Annotated in this window: 22 protein-coding genes; 14 read left to right on the forward strand and 8 right to left on the reverse strand. The window is 64.1% G+C overall.

Features of this window, described 5'->3' with window-relative positions:
• Positions 1 to 166: 166 nt before the first annotated feature.
• Positions 167 to 1,000, reverse strand: coding sequence for an alpha/beta fold hydrolase (locus J7E82_RS00005; protein WP_214859135.1), 834 nt, complete (start codon positions 998 to 1,000; stop codon positions 167 to 169).
• A gap of 59 nt (positions 1,001 to 1,059) precedes the next feature.
• Entirely contained in the window at positions 1,060 to 1,908 is an 849-nt protein-coding gene (locus J7E82_RS00010) for an alpha/beta fold hydrolase (RefSeq protein ID WP_214859136.1), read from the reverse strand.
• 90 nt (positions 1,909 to 1,998) lie between these two features.
• Between J7E82_RS00010 and lysS the strand changes: the two genes are divergently transcribed.
• The 7 genes from lysS (at position 1,999) to J7E82_RS00045 (ending at position 10,503) form a co-directional block, all read left to right on the forward strand.
• Positions 1,999 to 3,516, forward strand: coding sequence for a lysine--tRNA ligase (gene lysS, locus J7E82_RS00015; protein ID WP_214859137.1), 1,518 nt, complete (start codon positions 1,999 to 2,001; stop codon positions 3,514 to 3,516).
• Positions 3,517 to 3,518: 2 nt separating this feature from the next.
• Positions 3,519 to 3,767, forward strand: a complete 249-nt coding sequence (locus J7E82_RS00020; protein ID WP_214859138.1) for a hypothetical protein — start codon at positions 3,519 to 3,521, stop codon at positions 3,765 to 3,767.
• Between the two features lie 128 nt (positions 3,768 to 3,895).
• Positions 3,896 to 4,222, forward strand: a complete 327-nt coding sequence (locus J7E82_RS00025; RefSeq protein ID WP_214859139.1) for an Lsr2 family protein — start codon at positions 3,896 to 3,898, stop codon at positions 4,220 to 4,222.
• A gap of 558 nt (positions 4,223 to 4,780) precedes the next feature.
• Positions 4,781 to 7,273 (forward strand): ATP-dependent Clp protease ATP-binding subunit, encoded by a 2,493-nt coding sequence (locus J7E82_RS00030; protein WP_214859140.1) that lies wholly within the window; start codon positions 4,781 to 4,783, stop codon positions 7,271 to 7,273.
• A gap of 228 nt (positions 7,274 to 7,501) precedes the next feature.
• The gene (locus J7E82_RS00035) at positions 7,502 to 7,705 is read left to right on the forward strand and encodes a hypothetical protein (protein WP_214859141.1); all 204 of its coding nucleotides are present in this window, start codon (positions 7,502 to 7,504) and stop codon (positions 7,703 to 7,705) included.
• A 63-nt stretch (positions 7,706 to 7,768) separates the two neighbouring features.
• Positions 7,769 to 9,898 (forward strand): prolyl oligopeptidase family serine peptidase, encoded by a 2,130-nt coding sequence (locus J7E82_RS00040; RefSeq protein ID WP_214859142.1) that lies wholly within the window; start codon positions 7,769 to 7,771, stop codon positions 9,896 to 9,898.
• Positions 9,899 to 9,993: 95 nt separating this feature from the next.
• A complete protein-coding gene (locus tag J7E82_RS00045) occupies positions 9,994 to 10,503 on the forward strand; it encodes an amino-acid N-acetyltransferase (RefSeq protein ID WP_214859143.1) in 510 nt (169 codons plus the stop codon).
• A gap of 27 nt (positions 10,504 to 10,530) precedes the next feature.
• On the opposite strand, the gene J7E82_RS00050 is transcribed toward J7E82_RS00045, so the two are convergent.
• Positions 10,531 to 10,695, reverse strand: coding sequence for a hypothetical protein (locus J7E82_RS00050; RefSeq protein ID WP_214859144.1), 165 nt, complete (start codon positions 10,693 to 10,695; stop codon positions 10,531 to 10,533).
• Between the two features lie 384 nt (positions 10,696 to 11,079).
• Here J7E82_RS00050 and dhaK point away from each other — a divergent pair, with 384 nt between their 5' ends.
• From dhaK to dhaM, 3 genes are read left to right on the forward strand one after another with little or no spacing between them, the layout of a single operon-like run.
• On the forward strand, positions 11,080 to 12,081 hold the full coding sequence (gene dhaK, locus J7E82_RS00055; protein ID WP_214859145.1) for a dihydroxyacetone kinase subunit DhaK: 1,002 nt from the start codon (positions 11,080 to 11,082) through the stop codon (positions 12,079 to 12,081).
• 2 nt (positions 12,082 to 12,083) lie between these two features.
• Entirely contained in the window at positions 12,084 to 12,728 is a 645-nt protein-coding gene (gene dhaL, locus J7E82_RS00060) for a dihydroxyacetone kinase subunit DhaL (protein ID WP_214859146.1), read from the forward strand.
• On the forward strand, positions 12,725 to 13,420 hold the full coding sequence (gene dhaM, locus J7E82_RS00065; RefSeq protein ID WP_214859147.1) for a dihydroxyacetone kinase phosphoryl donor subunit DhaM: 696 nt from the start codon (positions 12,725 to 12,727) through the stop codon (positions 13,418 to 13,420). The genes dhaL and dhaM overlap by 4 nt, the downstream gene beginning before the upstream one ends.
• A gap of 5 nt (positions 13,421 to 13,425) precedes the next feature.
• On the opposite strand, the gene J7E82_RS00070 is transcribed toward dhaM, so the two are convergent.
• Both J7E82_RS00070 and J7E82_RS00075 read right to left on the reverse strand, forming a co-directional pair.
• On the reverse strand, positions 13,426 to 13,914 hold the full coding sequence (locus J7E82_RS00070) for a hypothetical protein (protein WP_214859148.1): 489 nt from the start codon (positions 13,912 to 13,914) through the stop codon (positions 13,426 to 13,428).
• A gap of 154 nt (positions 13,915 to 14,068) precedes the next feature.
• Positions 14,069 to 15,019: an A/G-specific adenine glycosylase gene (locus tag J7E82_RS00075; RefSeq protein WP_285289671.1), complete on the reverse strand. Its 951-nt coding sequence runs from the start codon at positions 15,017 to 15,019 to the stop codon at positions 14,069 to 14,071.
• Positions 15,020 to 15,226: 207 nt separating this feature from the next.
• On the opposite strand from J7E82_RS00075, the gene J7E82_RS00080 reads away from it, so the two are divergent.
• On the forward strand, positions 15,227 to 15,949 hold the full coding sequence (locus J7E82_RS00080; RefSeq protein ID WP_214859149.1) for a hypothetical protein: 723 nt from the start codon (positions 15,227 to 15,229) through the stop codon (positions 15,947 to 15,949).
• Positions 15,950 to 15,978: 29 nt separating this feature from the next.
• Here the strand turns inward: J7E82_RS00080 and disA are convergent, their stop codons facing one another.
• From disA to J7E82_RS00095, 3 genes are all read right to left on the reverse strand, one after another.
• Positions 15,979 to 17,055 (reverse strand): DNA integrity scanning diadenylate cyclase DisA, encoded by a 1,077-nt coding sequence (gene disA / locus J7E82_RS00085; protein ID WP_214859150.1) that lies wholly within the window; start codon positions 17,053 to 17,055, stop codon positions 15,979 to 15,981.
• Positions 17,056 to 17,385: 330 nt separating this feature from the next.
• On the reverse strand, positions 17,386 to 18,759 hold the full coding sequence (radA, locus tag J7E82_RS00090) for a DNA repair protein RadA (RefSeq protein ID WP_214859151.1): 1,374 nt from the start codon (positions 18,757 to 18,759) through the stop codon (positions 17,386 to 17,388).
• Positions 18,760 to 18,844: 85 nt separating this feature from the next.
• Positions 18,845 to 19,972, reverse strand: coding sequence for an FUSC family protein (locus J7E82_RS00095; protein ID WP_214859152.1), 1,128 nt, complete (start codon positions 19,970 to 19,972; stop codon positions 18,845 to 18,847).
• Positions 19,973 to 20,245: 273 nt separating this feature from the next.
• Between J7E82_RS00095 and pstS the strand changes: the two genes are divergently transcribed.
• The 3 genes from pstS (at position 20,246) to pstA (ending at position 23,600) form a co-directional block, all read left to right on the forward strand.
• Entirely contained in the window at positions 20,246 to 21,361 is a 1,116-nt protein-coding gene (pstS, locus tag J7E82_RS00100) for a phosphate ABC transporter substrate-binding protein PstS (protein WP_214859153.1), read from the forward strand.
• A gap of 196 nt (positions 21,362 to 21,557) precedes the next feature.
• Positions 21,558 to 22,490 carry a phosphate ABC transporter permease subunit PstC gene (gene pstC / locus J7E82_RS00105; protein WP_214859154.1) on the forward strand — a complete coding sequence of 311 codons (933 nt, stop codon included), beginning with the start codon at positions 21,558 to 21,560 and terminating at the stop codon, positions 22,488 to 22,490.
• Positions 22,491 to 23,600: a phosphate ABC transporter permease PstA gene (pstA, locus tag J7E82_RS00110; RefSeq protein WP_214859155.1), complete on the forward strand. Its 1,110-nt coding sequence runs from the start codon at positions 22,491 to 22,493 to the stop codon at positions 23,598 to 23,600.
• Positions 23,601 to 23,629: the final 29 nt, after the last annotated feature.

Genomic DNA, 23,629 nt, shown 5'->3' on the forward strand with positions numbered 1-23,629 from the left:
CCGCCTGACCCCGACAGGCTCACCCACCCCCCCCGCCCAGGTGCGAGATACCACGGGAAGCACCACCCAAAACCACGAAACCCCACCCCCCCGTCGAACCTGGGACTTCGAACCCGGGCCGTCGAACCCGGGCCGTCGAACCCGGGCCGTCGAACCCGCCAGGAGCTCAGCCCGAGTAGAACTCCGCGAGCTCGCTGATGAGCTTCTCCGGCGCCCTGATTGGGCCGTCGTGACCGAAGCCGGGCAGGATCGTGTAGCTGGATCCGGACAGGACGTCATGGATTTGCCCACAGGCAACCCCGAAGTATGCCGGGCTCTTCTCGCCCACTACAATCAGGGTTTCCAGGGGGAGCGCCAGGAACGGCTCCGCAGGCATGTCGGCCGCGATGATCGCCTTGATCTCCCTGACTCCCGCGTGCATAAGCTCTCGCATCTGCTTCCCCATGGGGGTTCCCGCGGTGAGCCGGTTAGCAAGGGTCAGCATGGAGAGCGGCATACGCGAGAAAGGGCCGCCGGTCTCAGGTCCCTTGAGCAGGACCGCCAGGCCGCGATCGTAGTCGCCCGCCGCCATCGCACGCTCGTACTCCGGGATCCAGTCGGCCCTCACGCTGTGGTTCACTGACACTGCGGGATCGTAAACCGCGAGCCGTTCCACGGGTAGGTGCCGGGCAGCATGCAATGCCACTGCGCCGCCGAAGCTGTGGCCGAAGACGTCGCTGCTGGACGTGTGCCTCATGACAGCATCAAGGTCGCGGATGTCGACGTCGAGGGTGTAGTCCTCAGGCTGCGGCGAGGAACCGCCGCGGCCACGACGATTGAAGGTGTGCACCGGTCGCCCCAGCTCCGCGCTCAGCCGCTGGGCGAAGCGGGTGTAATCCGAGGCGGTCACCATGGACGTGGCGACAATCACCACGCCGGAGCCGTGCGGGGACGCGTTTCCCCCGGTGGTAAAGACTTCGATAGTGGCGCCGTCGGCGGTGGTGATCATCTCCTGCGTCATGTTCCGAGCCTAACGGAGGCCGGTCGCAGCGGGGTAGCTGTTAGCCGTCAGTGGACGCCTTAAGCCGACTGGCCATCCGCTAGGAACCGGGCCACCCTGAGGGGCAGCCGCCGTCCAGGCCGCAGCGGGCCTTCGTGAAGCTGCCCCGGAACCAGTGAGAACTCAATGGACGGCACCGACGCAGCCAGCAACCTCCCAGTCTCGGCGAAGTAGCCGGGACTCCAGCCCCCACTGAGCATGAGGGTGGGAACTGCTACCTCGCTGAAGTCTTCGATGGTGGAATCCGCGGCAAGGACGGCCTGCATCTCGGCGACGGCGGTTGGCAGCAGGCGCCGCATTTCCTCTCCAAGCCGGGTCCTGGCAGACACTATGCTCAGCAGCCGCAGGGCCCCGAGGGGCAGCCGGGAAACGGGGCCGGCTGTTTCAAGCCCCTGCACCAGGTGCGCCCACGCATGATTGAGGCGCCCGACCTGCACGGCCTCCTCGAGCTCCGGCCGCCACCGCTCGTTCAGGTTTCCGGAAAGCGAGACTGCAGCGTCGTAGGTGACCAGTCGGCGGATCGGGATGGTACGCGCCGCCTGTAGCGCTACGAACCCGCCGTAGCTGTGGGCGACGACGTCTGTGGCGCCCATTGTGGCCATGACCTGCCGGAGGTCCGCTATTTCAGTTTCCGCAGAGTATGTTCCGGGTTGGGGCGTCGAACCAGCGCGACCCCTGCGGTTGTAGCAGTGGACCGGGCGACGCAGCAGGAGACTCAGTCGGCGGGCGAAAGGCAAGTACAGGGCGTCGGTCACCAGGGTTCCGTGGATAATAACGACGCCGGGAACCTCGCCGCCGGTCGCGGAACCGATGGAGTGCAGCTCAAGCCGGCCGTCGCCGTCGTCCGTTTGAACAGTTCGTGTCTCCACGCCGTCGAGTCTAGCGTCAGGTGTGTGCCGTTAGCAGAGGCAGATTCGGCGGGAAAGGGGGCAGCTGACTTCCCGGTAAACTTAAGCACTGTGACTTCAGAAAACACCCCCTCAACAGAACCCGCCGATGCCAGCGAACAGATGCGCGTCCGCATGGAGAAGCGCGCAAAGCTGATCGAACGAGGCATCGAGGCGTACCCCGTGGGTGTCGGTCGCACACATTCGCTGAGCGAGATCCGCGAGAAGTATGCGCACCTCGAAGCGGACGACACCACCGGAGACATCGTGGGGGTCACGGGGCGTGTGGTCTTCATCCGAAACACCGGCAAGTTGTGCTTCGCTACCCTTCAGGAGGGCGGCGTCGACGGCAAGGCAACCCGGCTCCAGGCCATGATTAGCCTGGCTAATGTCGGGGAGGAGGCGCTGGCGGACTGGAAGGCCATGGTGGACCTTGGCGACCACGTCTTCATCCAGGGCGAGGTAATCTCCTCCCGCCGCGGTGAGCTGTCCGTAATGGCCGATTCCTGGTCGATGGCGTCCAAGGCACTGCGGCCGCTTCCCGTCCTGCATGCTGACCTGAACGAGGAGACCCGGGTCCGGCAGCGCTATGTGGACCTGATGGTCCGCGACGAAGCCCGCGAGATGGTTTACCTTCGCGCTGCAATCACACGCTCGATCAGGGAGACCCTGCACCGTCACGACTACGTTGAGGTGGAGACTCCCATCCTGCAGCTGGTCCATGGTGGCGCGACGGCACGCCCGTTCGAAACCCACATGAACGCCTTTGACCAGAAGATGACCCTGCGCATCGCGACAGAACTTTTCCTTAAGCGTGCGGTGGTCGGCGGGATCGACCGCGTCTACGACATGGGCCGCGTGTTCCGCAACGAGGGCGTCGATTCAACACACAGCCCCGAGTTCACGACGCTGGAATGCTACGAGGCCTGGGCCGACCAGTTCGTTATGGCGGAGCGCATGAAGGAAATCATCCTCAACGTCGCCGACGTCGTGGGGACCCGCACTATCCAGACGGAAGCCGGGGAGATCAACCTCGACGGCGAATGGCGATGGCTGGGCGTCTACCCAGGCCTTTCCGAGGCAGTGGGCGAGGAGGTCACGCCCGATACCCCCCTTGAGCGGCTCCTCGAGATCGGTGATGCGCACGGCGTCAAGACCGACGCGCTGTGGACGCAGGAGAAGGCAGTTGTCGAATTGTTCGGCGAGATTGTCGAGCCGACGCTGATCAACCCGACGTTCGTCTATGACTATCCGCCGTCGGCGCAGCCCTTGGCTCGCCCGCACCGGGACGATGACCGCCTCATTGAAGCATGGGATTTGATCATCGGGGGCATGGAGCGCGGCACCGCGTTCTCTGAGCTCATCGACCCCGTCATTCAGCGGGAGCGGCTCACCGCGCAGTCGCGCCTTGCCGCAGAGGGCGACGACGAGGCCATGCAGCTCGACGAGGACTTCCTCCGCGCCCTCGAGTATGGGGCTCCGCCCATGGGCGGAATTGGGCTCGGAATCGACAGGCTTGTCATGCTCTTCACCGGCGCAGGCATCCGCGAGACCATCCTGTTCCCGCTGCTGAAGCCCGGGGGCCACTGATTATGGAGTACCTGGCAGTCCTTGCGCCGTCGGTCGTGGTCGGCCTCCTGTTCTGGTTCGCGATGAGGTCGATCTTCAATGCGGACAAGTCCGAGCGGCAGGCGGAAGCCCGTGCCCAGCAGGAAGCCGATGCCCGGCAGGAAGCCCGTGCCCAGCAGGAAGCCGACGCCCGGCAGGAAGCCCGTGCCCGGCAGGAAACTGAAATGGGAAAGCCGGAACCAACAGACCCCGCTTCTCGGGAAGAGAAATAGCCTTCTAATTCTCGGCCCGATATCCACAGGAACCAATTCGCCCTTTGACGCGTTGCCTTAAACAGGACGATAATCTTTATAGGTCTCGTTGTTTGATAATCTAACCTTTCCCAAAAGAGAGTCTCTTCATGGCACAGAAAGTCAAAATCATCCTTGTTGATGATCTGGATGAAGGCGTTGCGGACGAAACCGTGCGTTTTGCTCTGGATGGCGTCAGTTACGAAATGGATCTTTCCTCCGGTAACGCCGCAAAACTGCGTTCCGCGCTGGAGCCCTTCATAGCCAAAGCACGCAAGACCTCATCGGGCCGCCCAGCCCGGGGGCGCGGCGCCACGGCGAGGAACCAGGATTCCGCAAAGATCCGGCAATGGGCCCGCGAGCACGGCTATACAGTCAACAGTCGAGGCCGTATTCAGGCTGAAATTCAGGAAGCGTACCAAAAGGCGAATGCCTGACGTTAAAAGTTCAAATGCCCCGGCAATACTGTCGGGGCATTGCTTTTTATCCAACCAATCGTTCTTTTCCCTCCCGGCGGGGAGAAGTCCCATTTACGGAGGCAAAAGGGAGCGCCGGAGGCTGTATTGCGGGAAAAAGACTGAGTGCCGCAGAAAAAACCCGGCGAGGCATTCACTAAGTGCCTCGTGGAGTCATTCCAGGCATCATTGCAAAGGTGATCCGTGGCTGGTCTCCATTCAAGGCCAGCGAGGAGTTGCGGCCAGCGGGGAACTCACACCGGGCTCGCATTGGGCCTACCCCGAGCTGGGCGGCGGGGCGATCCCTGAAGCCCGATCCCTGAAGCCCGATCCCTGAAGCGCGATCCCCTGAAGCCCCTCCGCGGCACCGGCCATGCTCAGCCGGCCGTATCGGGGAGGCTGGGGCCGGCGTCGACATGGGGAAGGGGCGCCGGAAGGCTAATCCCGAACCCCGCCATGTTTCCCCCGTGGCGAACACGCCCCAAAATTCTTGCTTGGCCACGTAGCATCAAAGTACGTCGTAGCTAGGAGTGTGGCGAAATGTTTGAGAGATTTACGGACCGTGCCCGTCGCGTGGTTGTGCTTGCCCAGGAAGAGGCACGCATGCTCAACCACAACTACATCGGTACCGAGCACATCCTCTTGGGTCTGATCCATGAGGGTGAAGGCGTTGCCGCAAAGGCGCTTGAGTCCCTGAGCATTTCGCTCGACGGCGTCCGCGAGCAGGTGCAGGAGATCATCGGACAGGGCCAGCAGGCGCCGTCCGGCCACATCCCCTTCACCCCACGCGCCAAGAAGGTGCTTGAGCTCTCCTTGCGCGAAGCCCTTCAGCTCGGCCACAACTACATCGGTACCGAGCACATCCTGCTTGGCCTCATCCGTGAGGGTGAAGGCGTCGCAGCCCAGGTGCTCGTGAAGCTCGGGGCGGACCTGAACCGGGTCCGGCAGCAGGTTATCCAGCTGCTCTCCGGCTACCAGGGCAAGGAGTCGGCTGGCGCCGGCGTCGGCCCCGGCCAGCAGGAAGGGACTCCCGCCGGCTCCGTGGTGCTGGACCAGTTCGGCCGCAACCTGACCCAGGCTGCCCGCGAGAACAAGCTCGATCCCGTGATCGGCCGCGAGCAGGAGATGGAACGCGTCATGCAGGTCCTCTCCCGCCGTACCAAGAACAACCCAGTGCTGATCGGTGAGCCCGGCGTCGGCAAGACCGCCGTCGTCGAGGGCCTTGCCCAGTCGATTGTCCGCGGCGACGTCCCGGAGACCATCAAGGACAAGCAGCTCTACACCCTGGACCTCGGTTCCCTGGTGGCTGGCTCCCGTTACCGCGGTGACTTCGAAGAGCGGCTCAAGAAGGTCCTGAAGGAAATCCGAACCCGCGGCGACATCATCCTGTTCATCGATGAGATCCACACGCTTGTTGGTGCCGGTGCAGCCGAGGGCGCAATTGACGCAGCCTCCATCCTCAAGCCGATGCTGGCCCGCGGCGAACTGCAGACCATTGGTGCAACCACCCTGGACGAGTACCGCAAGCACATCGAGAAGGACGCCGCCCTGGAGCGCCGGTTCCAGCCCATCCAGGTCAAGGAGCCCTCCGTGGCGCACGCCATCGAGATCCTGAAGGGCCTGCGGGACCGTTACGAGGCGCACCACCGGGTGACCATTACCGACGGCGCCCTCGCCTCCGCGGCGCAGCTGGCTGAACGCTACATTTCGGACCGCTTCCTGCCGGACAAGGCCATCGACCTGATCGATGAAGCCGGTGCCCGGCTTCGCATTCGCCGCATGACCGCTCCGCCGGAGCTCAAGGCCATGGACGAGCGCATCGCTTCTGTGAAGCTCGAGAAGGAATCTGCGATTGACGCACAGGACTTCGAGGGCGCCGCTTCCCTGCGGGACAAGGAGCAGAAGCTCATTGCCGAGCGCGCCGAAAAGGAGCGCCTGTGGAAGTCCGGCGGCATGGACGACATCTCCGAGGTGGACGAAGACCTGATCGCTGAAGTCCTGGCGAACTCCACGGGTATCCCGGTCTTCAAGCTCACCGAAGAGGAGTCCTCGCGGCTGCTCAAGATGGAACAAGAGCTGCACAAGCGTGTGGTGGGCCAGGACGAGGCCATTCGTGCCCTGTCCCAGGCGATCCGCCGCACCCGTGCAGGCCTGAAGGACCCCAAGCGTCCCGGCGGCTCGTTCATCTTCGCCGGCCCCACAGGCGTCGGCAAGACCGAGCTGGCGAAGGCCCTTGCGGAGTTCCTCTTCGGCGAAGAGGACGCGCTCATCACGCTGGACATGTCCGAGTACTCCGAGAAGCACACGGTTTCGCGTCTCTTCGGCGCCCCTCCGGGCTATGTCGGCTACGAAGAAGGCGGACAGCTGACCGAGAAGGTCCGCCGACGTCCGTTCTCCGTGGTCCTGTTCGACGAAGTTGAGAAGGCCCATGCGGACCTCTTCAACTCGCTCCTGCAGATCCTGGAAGACGGCCGCCTGACCGATTCCCAGGGCCGCGTGGTGGACTTCAAGAACACGGTGATTATCATGACCACCAACCTTGGTACCCGCGACATCTCCAAGAGCGTGGCCACCGGCTTCCAGTCGGGCACGGACACCACAACCGGCTACAACAGGATGCGGGCACGGGTCACGGAAGAGCTCAAGCAGCACTTCCGTCCCGAGTTCCTGAACCGTGTTGACGACGTCGTGGTGTTCCCGCAGCTGACGCAGGACGAGATCATCGAGATCGTGGACATGTTCGTCACCCGCCTGGAGACCCGCCTCAAGGACAAGGACATGGGCATCGAGCTAACGAAGGAAGCCAAGGTCCTCCTGGCCACCCGTGGCTACGATCCCGCAATGGGTGCCCGGCCTCTTCGCCGCACCATCCAGCGCGAGATCGAGGACCAGTTGTCCGAGAAGATCCTCTTCGGCGACCTGCACCCGGGCGACATCGTGGTGGTTGACGTTGATGGCGAGGGTGACGACGCAAAGTTCACCTTCGCGGGCAACGCCAAGCCGCGGATCCCGGAGATCGCACCCAGCGCCTAGCGCTTGCTCTCCGGAATCAATCCCGGAGGCGGTCAGAAGTATTGATACCCCGTCCGCACAGAAAGTGCGGGCGGGGTTTCGCTTTAATCGATCAAGCCCGCAGCGCTGGCATGCGTCCGGCGTCGGGCATAGCGTGGAAGTGACCGGATGGCTCCGGCGCCTGTCCGGCCCAATCCGACGCCTGTCCGGCAAATCCGGCGCCTGTCCGGCCCCCAAAGGAGGAAGACCATGCCTGCTACTGGAAAGTCCCACCCCAGGGAACTCCCGGGTAACAAGCAGCCCGGCGAGCACCGTGCCTCGGAAACAGGTGCTGCGTATGACGAGCCGGTCGAGGCAACAACCGCCGATCCCGAAAGCGGCAGGCCTGGCCTCGGCTCTGAAACCCCCGCGGACGAAACCGGCGCCTCGGCGGACCATAGCCAAAAACCGTAGCTGGAAACCCGCGGCCGCGAGATTCCCCTGTGAAGAGCCGCACATTCAGTGTTGAATCGGAGCATGGAATCCACTAACCCGGAAATCCCGAACGAGCAGCCCGAAACCCCATTCCACGAACTCGACCACTACCTGGCCATCCCTCGCGTCAGCGGGTTGGCGATGAGTCCCGACGGCAAGCGCCTTGTCACCACAGTGGCGACGCTTAACAGCAAGGCAACTGAGTACGTGTCAGCGCTCTGGCAGATCGATCCTGAGGGCCATGAGCATGCCCGTCGAATTACACGCAGCGCCAAAGGGGAAGCCGGCGCCGCTTTTGCAAGCAACGGAGATCTCTACTTCACTTCGGCGCGCCCGGATCCCGATCGTGCCGACGAGGGTTCCGACGACGATCCGGTCAGCGCCCTCTGGCTCCTCCCGGCCGATGGCGGCGAAGCCCGGGTGGTCCTGAACCGCTTGGGCGGGATCAGTTCGGTCTTCACGGCGAAAGACGCGGACAGAACGATCGTCGTCGCGCCGGTATTGGCTGGAGCCGCGGACGAGGAGTCGGACGAGATGCGCCGAAAGAGCCGCAAGGAGAACAAGGTCCAGGCCATCCTGCACACGGGCTACCCGGTCCGATTATGGGATGAGGACCTCGGCCCTTCGCAGCCGCGCCTGTTCGCCGTCGAGCCTGGCGAGCCTCCGGCGGGCGGGAAGCCGTCCACGGTGGACCAGGCGCCGCCCCTGAAGCTGCGCAACCTGACGCCCGACGTCGGGGCCGGCCTCCGTGACACGGCAGCGGTCATCAGCCCCGACGGCAGGGCGGTCTACACCAGTGTGGTCAAGCCGCTGGCGAAGGCTGATTCCAGGCATGTGCTGGTTGCGATCGACGTTGCTACCGGCGCCCGCACCGTGCTGCTGGATCGTGAGGGGATGAGCTATTTCCCCGGCCCGGTCAGCGCTGACAACCAAACCCTGGCCGTGCTTAGCGAGAGCGATACGACCCCCACCCAGGCACCCCAAGTGAAGCTCCAGTTGCTGGATGTCGCCGGCGAACTGAATGTTGCCCCTGAGAGCCGGGAGCTCCGGCCGCTCGCGCACGACTGGGACCGCTGGGGCCACCCGGTGGCCTGGCTCCCGGACGGCAGCGCGCTGCTGGTCACGGCAGACGACGACGGCGCCACCCCGCTGTTCCGGATCGACGTCGCAGACGGGACCGTCACCAGGGTGACGAAGGATTCCGCAGCCTACACCGACGTCGCCGTTTCACCGGATGGACGCCATGCCTATGCGCTTCGCAGTTCGTACGAATTCCCGCCCGAAGTGGTGCGGGTCGACCTGGCCTCCGGCGAGGTGTCGAGGCTTCCGGCGCCGGCGGACAGGCCGCGCCGTAAGGGAACCCTTGAGCGGATTGAAGCGACGGCGGCCGACGGCGCCCGGGTCCCCGCGTACCTCGCCCTGCCGGAGGGCGCCTCGGCCGCGAACCCCGCTCCACTGCTCCTGTGGATACATGGAGGACCGCTCAGTTCCTGGAATGCCTGGACCTGGCGCTGGAACCCCTGGCTGCTGGTCTCCAAGGGCTATGCCGTGCTCCTGCCCGACCCGGCGCTGTCAACTGGGTATGGCCAGGCATTCATTCAACGAGGCTGGGGCGAGTGGGGCAAGGCGCCCTTCATGGACCTCATGGCCATCACGGATTCGGTCCTAGAACGGCCGGATATCGACGAAGCGCGTACGGCTGCCATGGGCGGCTCGTTCGGCGGCTACATGGCCAACTGGGTGGCTGGACAGACCGAAAGATTCAAGGCCATCGTGACCCACGCCAGCCTGTGGGCGCTCGACCAGTTCGGTCCGACAACCGACGCCTCCCAGTATTGGCTCAAGGAGATGACAGCGGAGATGGCGCTGGATAACTCTCCACATCGCCATGTGGAGAAGATCGCCACGCCGATGCTTGTTATCCACGGGGACAAGGACTATCGGGTACCCATCGGGGAGGGCCTTCGGCTCTGGTATGAGCTGCTGTCCAACTCGAAGCTGGCGGCGGACGCCGACGGCAAAACGGCCCATCGGTTCCTGTACTTCCCTTACGAAAACCACTGGGTATTGCAGCCGCAGCACGCGAAGATCTGGTACGGCGTCGTGGAACATTTCCTGGCCGCCCATGTGCTCGGCAAGGAGGTAGGGCTGCCAGCCGACCTGGGGCTGTAACGGCGATCCGCGGGCTGTAAGCGGGGGCCCGGCTTCGCTCCGACGTGCAAGCCCTTTGCCGGCACATAGGATTTGCCGGCACATAGGATGGGGCTGTGACTTCGACCTTTAGCATCCGCCCTGCCCGCACCAGTGACGTAGCCGCCATCAAGCGCCTCGTGGCACCGCTGGCGGAGCAGAGGATCCTGATGGCGAAGGAAACCGTGGCCTACTACGAGAGCCTCCAGGAGTTCCGCATCGCCGAATCATCCGACGGCGAAGTGATCGGCTGCGGAGCCCTGCACGTGATGTGGGAAGACCTGGCCGAAGTGCGCACCCTGGCTGCTGCCGACGAGTGGCGGGGCCGGGGTGTGGGTCACGTCCTGGTGCAGCGGCTCATCGAAGATGCCCGTGAATTGGGTGTCTCACGAGTCTTCTGCCTGACTTTCGAGGTGGACTTCTTCAAACGCCACGGCTTTGAAGTCATGGCGGACCAGACCGCCGTCGATCCCGAGGTTTACTCGGAACTGCTTCGCTCGCATGATGAAGGCGTCGCCGAGTTCCTGGACCTTGCGCGGGTCAAGCCCAATACCTTGGGCAATACGCGCATGATCAAGAAGCTGTAGGGCAGACTCGCATCAATCGGAATTCGGTTACTCGGCGGCTTCCTCGGTGGCGTCAGGATCCTCTTCCGGTTCGAAGGTGTTGGGTTCGTTGCTGGCTCCGGCTCCTACGCCTTCCTTGCTTGCGGGAATGGTTCCTTGAGGTCCGGTCTTCGCCGTCTCGCCCTGGCGAGGTGCCTCGTCGTGTTCGCTCATTTCTACCTCCCTAGTGGAATTTCGTTCCGGTGAATCCAAGCTAACAGCGGTAGGGCTGAAATTGCAGCGGAGCAAAAGGGCTATCGCCAAATCCAATTGATAGATAAACTTTGGAGCGGGTGGCTCGGGGCGGGGTCACACCGCTTGAGGGGGCGGACGCGTGTTGAAAGCCCACGGGAGGGACGGTCATTGGGGGCCGTCCCTTCCGTCGTTCCCACATGCTGGATGCGGGTCTACCCTGCGTGTTGTCCGGGTAGTAGGGTCAAGACACGATCGGCCTGTCACGCCCCAGCAGTGGATTGAACGCAGCAGTGGATTGAACGCAGCAGTGGATTGAACGCAGCAGTGAATTGAATACAGCATGAATGAACCAGGAGCACTGAAATGAAAAAGCTCATCAATGATCCGCAATCTGTGGTGGACGAGTCCGTAGAGGGGTTTGGCCTGGCGCATGCGGACCTTGTCACGGTACATGCGGATCCCAAATACGTCCTGCGCACGGATGCTCCTGTTGCCGGCAAGGTCGCCCTGGTCTCAGGAGGCGGAAGCGGCCACGAACCCCTCCACGCCGGCTTTGTCGGCCTTGGGATGCTCGACGCCGCGGTGCCTGGCGCTGTGTTCACCTCTCCCACTCCGGACCAGATCATTCCGGCCACCACAGCCGTGGATTCAGGTGCCGGAGTGATCCATATCGTAAAGAACTACACCGGCGACGTCCTGAACTTTGAGACCGCCGCGGAAATGGCCCAGGCCGAGGGAGTCCATGTCAGGACCGTGCTCGTGAACGACGACGTCGCTGTGGAGGATTCCCTCTATACGGCCGGGCGCAGGGGAGTGGGTGGAACAGTCCTGGTAGAAAAGATCGCCGGGGCCGCTGCGGAACGTGGCGACGATCTTGAGACAGTGCTGGCCGTGGCCGAGCGGGTCAACCGCAACGTACGCTCCATGGGCGTCGCCCTCTCGGCCTGTACCGTTCCGCACGCCGGGGCTCCGAGCTTCGACCTTGCCGATGACGAGATCGAAATCGGCATCGGAATCCATGGAGAGCCCGGCAGGCACAGGATCGCGATGGAAAACGCTGACGGCATCACCGACAGGCTGCTCCAGCCCGTCCTCGAGGACCTCCGTGTCGACTCCGGCGAAAAGGTACTGCTGTTTGTCAACGGCATGGGCGGAACTCCGCAAAGCGAGTTGTACATCGTCTTCCGGCGGGCGGCGCAGATCCTAAACGACAGGGGAATTACCGTGCAGCGCTCCCTTGTGGGCAACTTTGTCACCTCACTGGAAATGCAGGGTTGCTCGATTTCCGTCCTTCGCCTCGATGACGAATTCACCGAACTGTGGGACGCGCCGGTTCACACTGCTGCCCTTCGCTGGGGAATCTGAGCATGGCGCTGGATGTCACATGGGCCGTGCAGTGGCTGAGGTTATCCGCCGAGGCAATGGCAAAGCACCGCAGCGAACTCATTGAGCTGGATCGCGCCATCGGGGATTCCGACCACGGCGAGAACATGGACCGGGGCTTCAAAGCGGTCCTGCAAAAGCTGGCCGAGTCACCGCCCGAGACGCCGGGAGCAGCCCTCAAGCTGGCCGCCATGGCCCTTATGTCCAAGGTTGGCGGGGCCGCCGGGCCGCTCTACGGAACCGCCTACCTGCGGGCCGCCACGGCGATGGGCGAGGCAGGGGAGATCGACGCCCAGCTGCTCTCCGAGGCACTTACCGCAGCCCGTGACGGCGTCGTTGCCCGTGGAAAGGCTGAGCCGGGCGACAAAACCATGGTGGACGCCTGGACCCCTGCCGTCGACGCAGCCCGCAAGGCAGCAGCCGACGGCGATCCGGCAGCCGTCCTGGAGGCGGCAGCCGCGGCGGCGGAAGCAGGAGCCGTAGCCACGGACCCGCTCGTCGCGCGGAAGGGCAGGGCAAGCTACCTGGGTGAACGCAGCGCCGGGCACCGGGACCCCGGGGCCGCCTCAACGGCCCTGCTCCTGCGTGCAGCCGTCGAGGCGGCGGACCACGCGGCGGGGCCGCTATGACGGTCAGCCTGCTCGTCGTCTCGCACAGCGGAAAGATCGCCGAAGGTGCCGCGGAGCTGGCCGCGCAGATGGCCCCCGACGTCGGTATTCTCACCGCAGGCGGAACGGACGACGGCCGGATCGGGACCAGTCTGGAGAAGGTGCTGGCCGGGCTCGAGGACGCGCTCGCCACGTCCAATTCCAGCGGCGTGGTGGTCCTGGCGGACCTGGGCTCCGCCGTCATGACAGCTGAAAGCGGCGTCGAATTCTCCAGCAGTCCTGACCACATCCTGCTGGCCGATGCACCGCTTGTGGAGGGGCTCGTGGCTGCCGCGGTCGCCGCGCAAGGGGGAGCGGAACGGGAGGCGGTGAAGGCGGCAGCCGAGGCTGTGCGTTTCGGCACCCCTGGCCAGGGCGTTCCCGAGGCCGCCGTGCCAGCCGGCAAAGCAGGGGAGCCATCGGCAGTTGGTGAATTCGAGCTCATTAATCCAATGGGCATGCACGCACGTCCCGCCGCCAAGATTGCTGGGGGACTGGCATCTTTGGATGCCGAGGTGAGCGTCAACGGAGTTGAGGGCACCTCGATCATGGCACTCATGACCCTCGCTGTGGGCCAGGGTGGAAAGCTGAGGGTCGAAGCCTGGGGCACGGACGCGGACAAGGCCGTCCATTACGTAGAGGGGCTGGTGGCGAAGGGCTTCGGCGAGCTCTGAGAACCCTATTCCTGGCGCAGGCCGGCCTCGTCAAGGATCAGCCCTGCGGTCAGGAACTTTCCGCAGTGGGCGCCGAACGGATACTCCGCCTTCGGCGTAAACGTCAGCGAATGCACCGGGAGCGGATTGCCGTCCGACGCCGTCGCGCTCGCGGTGGCGTTGATCGGCGACTCTGTGAGGGCGTCCATCATGAGCATTCCACGCAGTGTGCCGTCAGGAGACGCGGTTGCCGAACAGGAGCCATCCGGCCCCGGCTCGCAGCCCTGGTCCACGGATACAGTTCCGGGCATTAGCTCCAGGTTGCCTTCCTTGCAGGTCTCCTCCTGGCATGCCTTCAGGTGCACAGCCTTAACCGAGGGAGCGTAGGAGGCGGGAATGGTCAGCGAAACCACCGGCGCCATGGCGATGGCGGGGCACGCGTAGCCTTCGGGCTCGCATGCCGAGCCCAGTCCCGTCGCCGCGAGCAAGAAGGATGCTACCAGGAACCTGCTCATGCCTTAGGGTAGGCCTCCGCGGGGGTGCGGCAAACGGCCGGGAATAAACCGCCGCCGCATCGTTACTCCACACCACTGCGTCGCGCACTCTCGTTGCCGATTCGCAACCGAAGTGGGCAACCGGAGCGGGCAAGTCGAAGCACCGGGCCGGCCTTCAGCCGGGAAGCCGGAAGCCGCCGTCGTGCAGTTCTGCGAGACCGTCGGCGAGCAGGCCTTCGAGCGCGCGTTCCAACTGTTCGGGGGCCGAGTTCAGTCTGTGTAGGGCGGTGAGCGGGATGGCAATGCCCTCCGGAGCGAAACCAAGGTCCGCGGGGGCCTGCTGGAACAAGTCCCGGGGAACGGGTGCATCGGCCTCTCGAAGCACCGCCATCACGGCACCGCGCACCTGCCGATCCGTTCCATGCCAGGCCTGCCCCTTGGGCATATAGCTCGGTGGCGGTTCGCCAGCGGCCCGCCAGGCGCAGGACTGCTGGACCGGACATTCCCCGCATTTGGGTGATCGCGCCGTGCAGACCACGGCTCCGAGTTCCATGACTGAGGCATTCCAACGCACGGACAGTGACTCGTCGTCGGGGAGCAGGGTGTCGGCCAAGCGCATTTCAGCTGCAGTCAGCGACGGAGCAGGCAGCGCAAGGCCGGCGAAGAGCCGGGCGTGAACCCGGCGGATGTTTGTATCCACCACTGTCTCCCGTTTGCCAAAGGCAAAAGCAGCGACGGCGGCCGCCGTGTAGCTGCCCACGCCCGGCAGGCCGAGAAGGGCCGCAGCGTTGGCGGGTACCTCGCCCCCGTGGTCGTCCCTGATTGCCGTAGCCGCCGCATGAAGCCGCAGTGCGCGCCTCGGGTAGCCCAGCCGTCCCCAATGCCGCAGCGCCTCACCCGCCGGTTCATCCGCGAGATGCGTGGGCGTGGGCCAGCGTTCCACCCATTCCTCCCACACTGGAAGGACCCTCACTACAGGAGTCTGCTGAAGCATAACCTCGCTGATGAGTACTCCCCACGCTGTACATTCGGGGTCGCGCCACGGCAGGGGTCTGGCGTTTTCGGCGAACCACATATCCATGACGGCATGCAGGCGGGCCGGATCAACCTCGAGGGGCTGAGCCATAGTGAACGCCCCTTTCCTCGGCTGGCGTGGTCAAATGGCCTGAAGTCCAGGCCCAGGGGACTCCTTGAAGAGCGCCCGACTTTCCAATCTACCGCAGGCAATTTCCCTTGCTTGGCGGGTACTGAGACGCAGCTCATACATGGGCGTCTCGTACTCCAGCGGCGTGGTGAGGAGCAAACCCGCGGTCCCGTTCTCTAGCCTGTAAACATGGTCAGTAAGGGCAAGCAGCAGTCTTCGGCGCGCAAACCGCGTCCAAAAGGCCCTGCCCGCCCGGCCAAGCGGCGGCAGAGCCCGGCCGTTTATCGCCGTCGCAGGCTCTTCGTTGGAATTGTCCTGGTGATTGTGCTGGCAATGCTTACAGGCGGCTTCGCAGCGGTGAGCGGTTTGCTGGCCTCCGGTACCGAACAGGTGTCGTCCAGGAACGCCGACGGCGGTTCGGGAAGCGGCGACGCCGGCAAAGCGGAGGAGGCCGGCACAGCTGGCTCCCCAAACAGCCAGCCCGATTCCGGAGCTCAATCTGCTACCCCGTCTGCCACAACCGGCTGCGATCTCAGCCAGGTCACCGTAAGCGCCTCAACTGACAAGCCAAGCTATGCAGAGGGTGAGAATCCAATGCTGACTATGAAAGTCACCAACGGAGGCCAAGTGCCCTGTGAAGTGAACCTGGGTACGTCCCAGATGGAATTCCTGGTGATGAGCGGCTCGGACAGGATTTTCTCCTCAAGGGACTGCCAGGCATCAAGCGAAGACCTTGTTAAGATCATCGAGCCGGGCAAGAGCGAAACCGCCAACTTCCCGTGGCAGCGCAATCGTTCCGTCGAAGGCTGCAAGGAGATGGCAGCCAAGCCCGGTGGCGGGGGAGCCACCTACATTTTCAGGGCACGGCTGGGTAACAAGGAGAGCTCAAAGGCCGTCTTCCAGCTGGGTTAGCCGGAGGGCAAGCGGGTACCTCAAGGATGTCAGAGGAAGCGGTCCAGCAGGCTCGCTTCCGCCATGCGGCTGAGGCCTTCACGAACCGTGCGGGCCCGCTGGTCTCCGATGCCATCCACTGTCATAAGGTCTTCAATGGTTGCTGCCATCAGGTTTTGGAGTCCGCCAAAGTGATCAACGAGGCGGTCGGCCACGGCCCTCGGCACGGATTTCAGCCCGGAAAGCAGCCGGTAGCCGCGAGGCTGCACAACGGCGTCGAGCGTTTCCACCCCTCCCGCGAAGCCGATGATCCCTGCGATCTTGCTGAGGTCGATCAGTTCCGTGGGGCCGAGGTTCAGCAGCGCCTGAACAGCCTCTTCGATTTGTTCAGGCGTGGCATCGGGGCCGGCGTAGTCGCGAATGATGACGTCGCTGCCAGGGCCGCGGCCCACGGTGAGTTCGTCGAGCTGGAGGGACAGGAGCCTGCCGTCCTCACCAAGCTCCAGGACGTATTGGGAGATCTCTTCGGAGATGCGGCGCACCATTTCCTGGCGCTGCAGCGTCACTGCCACATCCCGGACCGTGACCATGGCTTCGATTTCCAATGCCGACAATGAACTGGTTACCTGGTCCAGCCGCGCCCGATACCGCTCCAGCGTGGCCAGTGCCTGGTTGGCTCGCGCCAGCACCTTTTCCGAGCCCTCCAGCACGTGCCTGAGTCCATTCACGTAGAGGGCGATGATCTGCATGGACTGGCTGACGGAAATAACCGGAACTCCGGTCTGGATGGCAACACGTTCAGCCGTCCTGTGACGGGTACCCGATTCCTGCGTTTCGATACTGGAATCAGGCACAAGCTGGACAGCCGCGCGGACAATATTGCTGGCGTCCTTGTCGCAAATGATCGCGCCATCCATTTTGGCCAGTTCACGCAGCCGCGTCGGCGAGAATTCGATGCCGATGTCGAAGCCGCCTGAGCAGATGGAATCTATTGTCCTGTCGGACCCGAGGACGATTAGCGCTCCCGTACGTCCACGGAGGATGCGTTCCAGGCCATCGCGCAGGGCGGTCCCGGGAGCAACCCTTCCCAAAGTCGCCTTCAGCGATTCCTCGGGGCTCCGAGCCATAGCTTTTCCCTTCAAAGGTGCAAGCCGCAGCTCACAAACATGCCAATTTCACTCTCCGACGCGCCTAGCCAAAATGCCCGGAAAGCGACAAGCACAATGATAAAGGCATTCGGACCCTTAACCGCACCAGCAAGCCCCAAAGTGGTCCAAAGCTATGCTCTGCCGAGGCTGCAAAAAGACCCGTTTGGTGACCGGTTGAAGGGGGCATTTTGGCTTCCGCCGTGCCGGCGAGGATACCTCGAAGCCCTGCCCAAGTGACTCGCAGTTGTGGTCGTTAAACGCGGGCATAACGACCACAACTGCGACCTAGTTGGTAGTCTGGGCACCTGCTCAGGAGATCAGCAGATCCAGTACTTCTGCGAGGTGTCCCACTTCCCGGACCTTGAATCCCTCCGGTACCGGCCCCGGACCGTTGGGGCTCGCCGGGACTACTGCATGGGTGAAGCCGAGACGCTGGGCTTCTTGGATGCGCTGGTTGATTCCGGGGACCGGACGTACTTCGCCTGCCAGTCCAACCTCCCCAAAGGCTATGAACCGCTCCGGCAGCGGCTTCTTCGCTTTCGCGGAAGCAACCGCCAGCGCGACCGCCAGATCCACCGCCGGCTCGCTGAGTTTGACCCCGCCCACTGTGGCCACGTACGAATCGTCCTTTTGCAGGATGCAGCCGGCCCTCTGCTGCAGGACCGCCAGCAGCATGGCCACACGGGAGCTTTCCAGGCCACTTGTGGCGCGGCGGGGCTGGGAGCTGGAGCTTTCGGCCAGCAATGACTGCACTTCCGCGAGGAGGGGCCGCCGGCCCTCCATTGTCACGGTGATGCAGGTTCCGGAGACCGGCTCCCTGGTCCGCGACACGAAAAGCCCGCTTGGATCGGCCAGGCCGATGATGCCGGTTTCGTTGAGGTCGAAGCAGCCGACGTCGTCGGTGGCACCGTAGCGGTTCTTGACCGAGCGCAGCAGCCGCAGCCGGCTGTGGCGCTCGCCTTCGAACTGGCAGACGACGTCCACGAGGTGTTCCAGCAGCCGCGGCCCGGCAATAGACCCGTCCTTGGTCACGTGCCCCACCAGCAGTGTGGTCATATTCCGCCGCTTTGCCGCGGCAATGATGGATGCTGCCACCTCACGGACCTGGGAGACGCCGCCTGCGCTGCCCTCGACGTCGGCGCTGCTGAGGGTCTGCACGGAGTCCACCACCAGCAGGCGCGGCTCGAGTTTCTCCACTTGGCCGAGCGCCTGCCCCAGATCGGTTTCGGCCGACAGGTAGAGCGTGTGCGCGACGGCGTCGATCCGCTCGGCGCGCAGCTTCACTTGGGCGGCGGATTCCTCGCCGGTGACGTACAGGACATCCTGCCCCGTTCGCGCGAACTTGGCCGCGACGTCCAGTAGCAACGTGGATTTTCCGACGCCGGGCTCGCCTGCCAGGAGGATGACCGCCCCTGGCACGAGTCCTCCGCCCAGTACCCTGTCCAGTTCGTCGACGCCGGTGGGGAGGAAGGCTGCCGTGCTGCCATCCACTTCCGCAATCCGACGTGCCGGCTCAAGGACAGTGGTGGCCGCCGTCGTGCGCGCAATAGCGGTGCCGGTCTCCTCGACGGTGCCCCACGCCTGGCATTCGCCGCAGCGGCCCACCCACTTGACGGTGGTCCAGCCGCATTCGGCGCATTTATACGCAGGGGTTTTGGAAGCGCGAGCGGTCTTTGAAGCCATGCGACCAACAGTAGTGGGGGACACCGACACTCCGTGTCGAGCGTATCGCCGTCGAGCTTTCGATAGGCTCAACCACCGGGCGGCGCTAGAGCGGCGGGAGCATGTCCCGGGCCTCGCGTGAGTCCATGCCACTCGCCTCAAGCAGGTCAACCATCAGCGGGCGGAAAAGCATCACGACAGTTTCGCCCTCGAGCTTCTGGACATCCAGCATTTTCGGATGGAGCCGGGAGGCAATTTCGATGAGGTCCTGCCGCGCGCCACGCAAATGGGCGCGACGGGCGCCGTCGTGCAGTTCCGCGAGTCCAAGGGAGAGCTCGTCGACGGCGGCGGCCGTCTCCATCAAGACCTCCGAGATGCTGTCGATCGCCTCGTCAGACAGGGCGGTGTGGTTGATGGCGCTGGTCAGTCGCCGGGCGAAAACGCGGCTGTTACGGAGGGCGAGGTCGATGAACTCCAGCGATTGCTCAAGGCCGGCCAGCTCGTCCCGGTGACGGCGATATAGCGGTGCCAGGGTGGCCACCTCTCCGGATGCCCTGAGAGTTTGGCGCATGCGGTCCACAAGCGGCTGGCAGTTCCGTCCCCGGATCAGCGCGTGCCAGGCCTTGGTGGAATCGTTGTCCACCAGCCCGTCGGCGCACTCGCGCAGCACCTCGGCGAGTTCGTGCAGGATTTTCCGCACATCCTGGCGGGGCTCCCGGCGCGGATCCTTGGGCATGAGGATAGTGACGAGCAGGGCGAAGATGCCCCCAACGACCGCATCCAGGCTTCGCGTGAACGGGCCGCCGGCAGGCGCCGGAAGGAGCACCACCAGGAGCGACTGCAGGCCGAGCTGGGTGGTGAAGATGGTGCCGCTGTCCAGGAAGCGGGCCACCAGGATGGAGAACAGGAGGACGACGGCGGCCTGCCAGATTCCGGCGCCGAGCCAGTGAAGCAGAAGATCGCCGATGACGATCCCGATTGTGCAGCCGAGACCCACCTCCATGACCCTCCGCAAGCGGGGATCGCGCGAGAATCCCAGGGCGATCAGTGATGAGGTGGCCGCAAAAAGCGGGCCGGTGTGCCCCAGGACGTATTCGGCGAAGGCATAGGCGCCGACGGCGCATGCCGTCATCTGGACGGCGGGGAGCAGTGAGTTCCTGCTGCGGGCGAGGCCTGTCTTGATACGGGTGCGGAGGAATCTTCTGCTTGCGGAAAGTCCCGTCACGGCGCCCATCCCCACAGTCTATTTGTTTACACTGGATCATCCGGCCGGTGGCAGGGCGCCTTTATTCCTGTGACGGATCTAACGCAATGCCGGGCGCGCACTTGTTAACCAATGGTCCGCCGCCGTTCATCTTCCGTTAACTTTTCACCCCAAGTCCCGTTACCTGCCGACCTTAGTGTCGATCGAGGTACAAGAAGGCACGCAGTGCAAATATCAGCAGCTCGCAACCGCCGGCCTCTCCGTCCGGCACGCATCAGAGAATCCCTGGAAGGGGTATATCCAGTGAAGGCAACTCGCTTCGGCCGCAATACGGTCATCGCGGTCATCGCAGCCGGCGCCCTCGCGCTCACCGCCTGTGGCTCCGACAACCCGACCGGCACGTCCGGTGGCGCACAGACCGCAGGCACGAAGGTGACCGGCACTCTGACCGGCATCGGTTCTTCCGCCCAGGGCGCGGCAATGGACGCCTGGAAGACGGAATTCGCCAGCGCCAACCAGGGGGCCACCATCCAGTACTCTCCGGACGGCTCCGGTGCAGGCCGCAAGGCACTCCTGGACGGCTCCGCACAGTTCGGCGGCTCCGACGCCTACCTCAAGGACGAAGAGTTCGCGCAGTCCAAGCAGGTCTGCGGACCCGACGGCGCCATCAACATCCCGGTCTACATCTCCCCGATCGCGGTAGCTTTCAACCTGCCCGAGATCAAGGAACTGAAGCTGGACGCACCCACAGTTGCCAAGATCTTCCGTGGCGAGATCGCCACGTGGAACGACCCCGCAATCGCCGCGCTGAACGAGGGCGTCTCCCTGCCCGATCTCAAAGTCACCCCGGTCAGCCGTTCGGATGACTCCGGCACCACCTCCAACTTCACCGACTACCTGGCCGCCGCCGCTCCCGAGGTCTGGACCGACAAGGCCGCCGGTGTCTGGCCCGCATCGCTGAAGGGCGAGAACGCCAAGGGAACCTCCGGCGTCGTGAAGACGGTTTCCGACACTCCTGGTGCCGTGACCTACGCGGACGACTCCGCCGTTTCCGGCAAGCTGGGCGTTGCACAGATCAAGGTAGGCGAGACCTTCACCAAGATCTCCGCCGAGGCTGCCGCCAAGGCCGTCGACGCCGGCAAGCCGGTTGAGGGCCGCGGTGCCAACGACCTCTCCATCAAGCTCGACCGCACGACGGCCGCAGAGGGCGCCTACCCGATCGTCCTGGTGTCCTTCCACATCGTCTGCAGCAACTACGACAAGCAGGAGACTGTGGACCTGGTCAAGGCCTTCGAGAGCTACGTGGTCTCCGACGCTGGCCAGAAGGCCGCCGCTGACGCAGCAAAGTCGGCGCCGCTGTCCAAGGACCTGCAGGAGAAGACCAAGGCTGCCGTTGAATCCATCAAGGTGAAGTCCTAGGACTTTCCGACTCTCTAAAGGCATAGTGGAAGCAATAGCCGAACACTGAGGTTCCCTGTCCGCGCCGACTGGCCATCACCAGTCGGCGGGGCAGGGAATTAGCCATGTAACACTAGTTCTGCCGCTGTGATTGACGGAGAGATCCGAAGGAAACAGCCAGTTCCGCCATAACGTGATCGAATCCAGAGGATCGTTTGTGACCACCAACTCCCTGACAACCTCCCAGGGCGCGGGCCGCGCCGGGGACAAAGTCTTTTCCGGCGCCGCCCTCGCCGCAGGATGCCTGATCCTCGCAGTGCTGTTCGGCGTCGCCCTGTTCCTCGTGGTGCAGGCACTACCGGCCTTGGTCGCACAGCCAGAGCAGATCCAGGGCGGACAGGGCTTCTTCGCTTACATCTGGCCGATCGTCATCGGCACACTGATCGCGGCCATCATCGCGCTGGTCATTGCGACGCCCATATCGATCGGTGTGGCCCTGTTCATCTCGCACTTCGCGCCCCGCCAGCTGGCCTCCGGGCTCGGCTACGTGATCGACCTGCTGGCAGCTATTCCGTCCGTGGTCTATGGCGCCTGGGGGGCAGCCTTCCTCGCAAAGGAAATCTCGCCGGCTTATGGCTGGCTTGCCAACAACTTAGGCTGGATTCCCATCTTTCAGGGACCGGCGTCCGCAACCGGCAAGACCATCCTTACCGCAGGCATCGTCCTGTCCGTGATGGTGCTGCCCATCATCACCTCACTGTCCCGCGAGATCTTCCTCCAGACGCCGAAGCTGCACGAGGAAGCGGCCCTGGCGCTCGGGGCCACTCGCTGGGAGATGATCAAGATGGCAGTCCTGCCCTTCGCCCGTCCCGGAATCATCAGTGCCGTCATGCTGGGCCTTGGCCGGGCGCTCGGTGAAACCATGGCCGTTGCACTGGTCCTTTCTTCAGGCGTGCTCACGGCCAGCCTCATCCAAAGCGGGAACCAGACCATCGCCGCCGAAATTGCCCTGAACTTCCCCGAGGCCGGCGGTCTCAAGGTGAACACGCTGATCGCAGCAGGCTTGGTGCTGTTCGTCATTACCCTGGCCGTCAACATGATCGCGCGCTGGATCATCACCCGGCACAAAGAATTCTCGGGAGCCAACTAAATGACCTCCACCCTGACCCCGCCGCGCAAGCGCTCGGCGCTGACCAAGGGCCAGCTGCCCAAGTTCGCCCCGCTGGTGGTCGTGGCCGTGGCCTTGGTCCTGGCCGCGGCAATCCTCGCGTTGATCGGGTTCAACGCCCTCGGCTGGGGAATCCTTTCAGCGATCCTCTTCACGATCGGTCTCGTGACCTGGAGCGGCCTGGTCGAAGGCTCGCGCAAGGCCAAGGACAAACTGGCAACCTGCCTCGTCGTCGGCGCCTTTCTTGTGGCACTGCTGCCGTTGGTTTCCGTGATCTGGACCGTTCTGGTTAACGGCATCCCCGGCCTCCTGACCCCGGGGTTCCTGACCACCTCCATGAACGGCGTCACCGGCACCACCGACAACAGGAGCGTCGAGGAAGGCACGCGCGTCCTGGGCGGCGTCTACCATGCGCTGCTGGGCACCATCCAGATCACCGTCCTGGCCACCGTCATTTCCGTGCCGGTCGGCCTTCTGACTGCGATCTACCTGGTGGAATACGGCAACGATCGTCCATTGGCACGCGCCATCACGTTCTTCGTGGATGTCATGACCGGCATCCCGTCCATCGTGGCCGGCCTCTTCGCCGCGGCGTTCTTCTTCGCCATTGTGGGGCCGGGCACGAAGACCGGCGCCGTCGCTGCCGTCGCGCTTTCCGTCCTTATGATCCCGGTGGTGGTCCGCTCCAGCGAGGAAATGCTGAAGATCGTGCCCAACGAACTGCGCGAAGCCTCCTACGCCCTGGGCGTCCGCAAGTGGCGGACCATCGTCAGGGTGGTCATTCCGACGGCGATCTCCGGTATCGCATCGGGAGTCACCCTCGCGATCGCCCGAGTGATCGGCGAGACCGCCCCGATCCTGGTAACCGCCGGCTTCGCCACGAGCATCAACAACAACGTCTTCAGCGGGTGGATGGCCTCCCTGCCCACGTTCATCTACACCCAGATCCTCAACCCGACGTCGCCGTCCAACCCTGACCCCTCCAACCAGCGGGCCTGGGGAGCGGCGCTGGTGTTGATCATCCTGGTGATGCTCCTGAACCTCGGCGCGCGCCTCATCGCCCGGGCCTTCGCACCGAAGGCCGGCCGATGACTTCCCGGCCGGCACTTCGCCCTAAACTT

Origin of the sequence: Arthrobacter sp. ISL-30, from assembly GCF_018613855.1 — a bacterium.
Classification (GTDB): Bacteria; Actinomycetota; Actinomycetes; order Actinomycetales; family Micrococcaceae; genus Arthrobacter.

Bases quoted from the DNA above. Each gene is read 5' to 3' on its own strand.
- J7E82_RS00005 (WP_214859135.1), bottom strand. From the start codon at position 1,000: ATGACGCAGGAGATGATCACCACCGCCGACGGCGCCACTATCGAAGTC.
- J7E82_RS00020 (WP_214859138.1), top strand. From the start codon at position 3,519: ATGGAGTACCTGGCAGTCCTTGCGCCGTCGGTCGTGGTCGGCCTCCTG.
- J7E82_RS00025 (WP_214859139.1), top strand. From the start codon at position 3,896: ATGGCACAGAAAGTCAAAATCATCCTTGTTGATGATCTGGATGAAGGC.
- J7E82_RS00030 (WP_214859140.1), top strand. From the start codon at position 4,781: ATGTTTGAGAGATTTACGGACCGTGCCCGTCGCGTGGTTGTGCTTGCC.
- J7E82_RS00035 (WP_214859141.1), top strand. From the start codon at position 7,502: ATGCCTGCTACTGGAAAGTCCCACCCCAGGGAACTCCCGGGTAACAAG.
- J7E82_RS00040 (WP_214859142.1), top strand. From the start codon at position 7,769: ATGGAATCCACTAACCCGGAAATCCCGAACGAGCAGCCCGAAACCCCA.
- J7E82_RS00050 (WP_214859144.1), bottom strand. From the start codon at position 10,695: ATGAGCGAACACGACGAGGCACCTCGCCAGGGCGAGACGGCGAAGACC.
- dhaK (WP_214859145.1), top strand. From the start codon at position 11,080: ATGAAAAAGCTCATCAATGATCCGCAATCTGTGGTGGACGAGTCCGTA.
- dhaL (WP_214859146.1), top strand. From the start codon at position 12,084: ATGGCGCTGGATGTCACATGGGCCGTGCAGTGGCTGAGGTTATCCGCC.
- dhaM (WP_214859147.1), top strand. From the start codon at position 12,725: ATGACGGTCAGCCTGCTCGTCGTCTCGCACAGCGGAAAGATCGCCGAA.
- J7E82_RS00070 (WP_214859148.1), bottom strand. From the start codon at position 13,914: ATGAGCAGGTTCCTGGTAGCATCCTTCTTGCTCGCGGCGACGGGACTG.
- J7E82_RS00075 (WP_285289671.1), bottom strand. From the start codon at position 15,019: ATGGCTCAGCCCCTCGAGGTTGATCCGGCCCGCCTGCATGCCGTCATG.
- J7E82_RS00080 (WP_214859149.1), top strand. From the start codon at position 15,227: ATGGTCAGTAAGGGCAAGCAGCAGTCTTCGGCGCGCAAACCGCGTCCA.
- disA (WP_214859150.1), bottom strand. From the start codon at position 17,055: ATGGCTCGGAGCCCCGAGGAATCGCTGAAGGCGACTTTGGGAAGGGTT.
- radA (WP_214859151.1), bottom strand. From the start codon at position 18,759: ATGGCTTCAAAGACCGCTCGCGCTTCCAAAACCCCTGCGTATAAATGC.
- J7E82_RS00095 (WP_214859152.1), bottom strand. From the start codon at position 19,972: ATGGGCGCCGTGACGGGACTTTCCGCAAGCAGAAGATTCCTCCGCACC.
- pstA (WP_214859155.1), top strand. From the start codon at position 22,491: ATGACCTCCACCCTGACCCCGCCGCGCAAGCGCTCGGCGCTGACCAAG.